Genomic DNA, 3,471 nt, shown 5'->3' on the forward strand with positions numbered 1-3,471 from the left:
ACGCTGTTCCGCCGGTTCGGCGACCTGGTCGGCCCGCTGCTGCGCCGGCTGCGTGAGCTGGACCTGCCGGGCTTCGGGCGCTCGGGCGCGGACGCGCCGACGACGCGCCTGCCCGCCGACGGCACACGTCCGCGGGCGCCGGACGGCACGCCACCGGGCGCACCGCCCGGCGCGCCGCTCGGTGCACCGCCCCGCGCACCCGACGGGGCTGCGCCTGTCCCGCACGGTGCGACGCCGGGCGCCGGCGGCTCGTTCCCAGGCGCCGCATCCGACGCTGAACACTTTCTGACGGGCACGACGCCGGGGGGTTCGCGGCACGACGCCCGGCACCGACGGTGCGACGCCCGGCACCGATGGCACGACGCCCAGCCCGGACGGCACGACGTCCGGCCCCGACGACGCGGTTCCTGGCACGACGCCGTCGGCGCACGGGCTGCCCGTCGGCGACGGCTCGGAGCGCAGCCTGTACGACCAGCTGCGCGACCCGCACGTGCACTCCTCGAACGGCTCGATCGTCGAGCCGGGGTACGACCCGTACGGCGGTCATCCTGACGTCCAGTCGTTCACGCAGCAGTACACCGTGCCCGACCCGTCCACCCCGGGCGGTGTCGGCTGGGACTGGCCGCCGAACAGGGGCGCCGTGCCGGGCAGCGAGCAGATCATCACGCTGCCGCCGGGCAGGACGATGCAGTTCGACCGGATCGGTGGCGAGGGGGGCGAGTACTTCTCCCCACCCGGCACGCCGTTCGGTGACCGCGCCCTGCCACCCGACCGGTTGAATTTCCAGCGCTGGACGTGCGAGGTCGACCCGAAGAGCCCGCTCGTGACGTCCGGGGCGGTGCGGATCGAGGAGTCGACGATCGCGCCGTGGTTTGGCCAGCCGGGTGGTGGCGTGCAGTACCGGTTCCTGGACCCAAGCGGCGAGCCGATCCCGGCGTGGAAGCTGCTCGACCTGAAGGTCCTCGTCGACAAGGAGAAGGCATGACAGCCGACTACCAGCCCGGGCCAGATCTGTACGCGGTCAAGGAAGACGCGGAGCGCGAGGGCTTCCTGTACGGCACCGACTTCTTCGTCTGGGGCATCCCGGCGCTCATGAGCAGCGAGCTCGCGATCTTCGGCAAGGACGGGGACGAGTACGTCGTGCTCTACAGCGACATGGGCGAGAAGCGTGAGCGCATCCGCACGCCCGACCTGGCCGCGGCCCGGTCGACGTTCTTCGAGGAGCTCGCGCGGCTCGGGAAGGACCGTGGTCGTGGCCCTCTCGTGGGCGCACCCGCGCGGGAGGCCCCGACGCCGCGCGAGGCGTTCGAGAAGATGCAGCGCGAGGGCATGTTCCCCGGGCTGCGGTGGGAAGACCTCGAGCGGACGGCGCGTGCGGACGACGACGACCCTTCGTGAACGCGACCCGCGTCGGAGGTCGCGCGCAGCACGTGCGCGGCCGGCCCGCCGGGCCCGCCCCGGTCTCCCGGTGCCGACCGACGACCCGAGGATGGCGCCCGCCCTCGCCGCGGAGCTCGAACTGCCCACGCGTCACGTGCCGCGGGCGGCCGTCCGGGTGTTGTGCACCGTCCGGAGCGTGGGCGGATCGCCCGGAGCGTCCGGTCGTCGGTAGCGGCCGGCGGCATGACCGTCGCCGAGGTGGCGGCGTGACGGTTCAGCGACATGGGCGAGACCAGCAGGACGGACGGATGGCACGACCCGTACACGGGCAAGGGGTCCCTCACGTCGGATCCGCTGATCCCGGAACGCCGCATCGACCAGCCCGCCACCAGCCGGCCACAGATGGACGAGGGGACGAGATGTCGGAGGTCCTCCAGGACGGGACGCAGCGCCTCGCGGCTGTCCTGGACGACACCGGCGCGTGGGTGCGGGTGCGTTGACGGACCGGCAGTCCAGCACCGCGGGTCTACGCTCCTGGGGGCAGTTCTCCGTCGTCGGCGGCCCTGAGTTCCCGTACATCGTCGACTCGCACCCGCCGCACGAAGCGGCCGACGCGATCCTGCTCCTCCTCGACCCGCAGGAGGTCGCCCTCTTCGCGCCCGAGAAGGTCACGCAGTCGGGGGGCCGGTACAGCGTCCGGGTACCTGTCCGGGACGTGGCGCGCTTCTTCAGCCGCGGGCACACCGGCCGCTGGTACGGCGAGGAGGTCGGCGTCGTCGTCGTCGACGACCAGCACGTCCGAGTCGCCTACGACCGGGACCCGCGCCTCGCGAAGCTCATGGGGCTGGAGGGCAACCAGTACGACGGCTTCACGGCCGTCGTGCCGGTCAGCGAGCTGACGGAGCTCGTCGAGGTCGTCACGCCGCACGGTATCGGTGACTGGAACGGGTACGACCCCGACGGCACCGCCGGGACCACCGAGACCGAGGAGCACCCGTGAGCGTGACGGTCCTGCAGAAGGCTCTGCTGCCGTGGCAGTCGGCCGACGTCCTGAGCAACGGGTCGTCGAACGTCGGCGGCGTCGTCACGCTCGCCGGCGAGGCGGCGCGGCTGACGACCGCGGCGGACGTGGCGACCGCGTACGGGTGGGAGTCGGACCGTGTCGGCGCATCGCTGGAGCACGTGGACGTCGTGCGGTTCCCGGTCGAGCCGCTCATGCGCCTCACCACCCCGCGCGACGTGCCGGACGCGCCCTGGCCGACCTACGGCACGGGCTTGCTGCGCTCGCCGCACCTCGTGCGTGCCTGGGTGCTGGAGCGGACGCGGTACCCGCTCGGTGCGGAGTGCTGGCGCATCGCGGCGGACGGGCGGCAGGAGCTGGTCGGCGTCTACCAGGGTGCGGCGCGTGGTTGGTCGGGTGCGCAGGCCTACGCGCCGCCGGTGCGGTTCGTCGGACCGCGCGCGGTCTGGCGCGGGGTCGACCACGCGGCCGACCTCGTCGGCGACGGACAGGTGGAGCTGGTCGCCGTGGGGCCGGCGCAGCCGGAGGGGTTCACGCCCGCGCGCCCGATGACGTGGGTGCGACGGGTGCCGGCGGCCGAGTGCACCCAGGTGTCCGCCACCGTTCTCGAGGCGACCTGGCGGTCGGTGCGCGTCCGGGTGCTCGACACGGCGGGCGACGGGGCCCGCGTCCTGCTGCAGGAGCCGTCCGAGGGCGAGGTCGCCCGGCTCGGGGTCGGTGAGTGGAGCCGGGCTTCTTCGAGGCGGTGGCGCCGAGGGACGAGCTCGTCGACGTGGCGGGAACCGTCCGCGAGCTCCCGCTCCCCTGAGGGACCGGGTGGACCGCCGTCGGCCGTCCGGGTGATGTGCGCCGTCCGGAGCGTGGGCGGATCGCCCGAAGCGCCCGGTCGTCGGTAACGTCCGGCGGCATGACGTACCAGCAGGAGACGGCGTGACGGCGAACCCGTTGGTGGCCCCGGTCGTCGACACGTCGACGCCGTTCCAGGGGGCGTTCCTGCTGGAGTCGGGTGAGGCGCTGGTCTCGGCGATCCAGAACGAGTCGTGGGTCGAGGGCGGTCTTGCGGCGTTCTC

General features: G+C 73.6%; 4 protein-coding genes. All 4 read left to right on the forward strand.

The features are described 5' to 3' along the window. Nucleotides 1–490 precede the first annotated feature (490 nt). The 4 genes from AB6N23_RS17790 to AB6N23_RS17805 all read left to right on the forward strand — a co-directional run bounded on the left by AB6N23_RS17790 (nucleotide 491) and on the right by AB6N23_RS17805 (nucleotide 3,297). Complete coding sequence (locus AB6N23_RS17790; protein ID WP_412867299.1) at nucleotides 491–985, forward strand: TNT domain-containing protein; 495 nt, start codon at nucleotides 491–493, stop codon at nucleotides 983–985. Beyond that, complete coding sequence (locus AB6N23_RS17795) at nucleotides 982–1,398, forward strand: hypothetical protein (RefSeq protein WP_412867300.1); 417 nt, start codon at nucleotides 982–984, stop codon at nucleotides 1,396–1,398. Before AB6N23_RS17790 ends, AB6N23_RS17795 begins: the two co-directional genes overlap by 4 nt. A gap of 478 nt (nucleotides 1,399–1,876) precedes the next feature. Further along, nucleotides 1,877–2,380, forward strand: coding sequence for a hypothetical protein (locus AB6N23_RS17800; RefSeq protein WP_412867301.1), 504 nt, complete (start codon nucleotides 1,877–1,879; stop codon nucleotides 2,378–2,380). Further along, nucleotides 2,377–3,297 carry a hypothetical protein gene (locus AB6N23_RS17805; protein WP_412867302.1) on the forward strand — a complete coding sequence of 307 codons (921 nt, stop codon included), beginning with the start codon at nucleotides 2,377–2,379 and terminating at the stop codon, nucleotides 3,295–3,297. The genes AB6N23_RS17800 and AB6N23_RS17805 overlap by 4 nt, the downstream gene beginning before the upstream one ends. Nucleotides 3,298–3,471: the final 174 nt, after the last annotated feature.

The organism is Cellulomonas pasadenensis, assembly GCF_047229365.1.
Classification (GTDB): domain Bacteria; phylum Actinomycetota; class Actinomycetes; order Actinomycetales; family Cellulomonadaceae; genus Cellulomonas.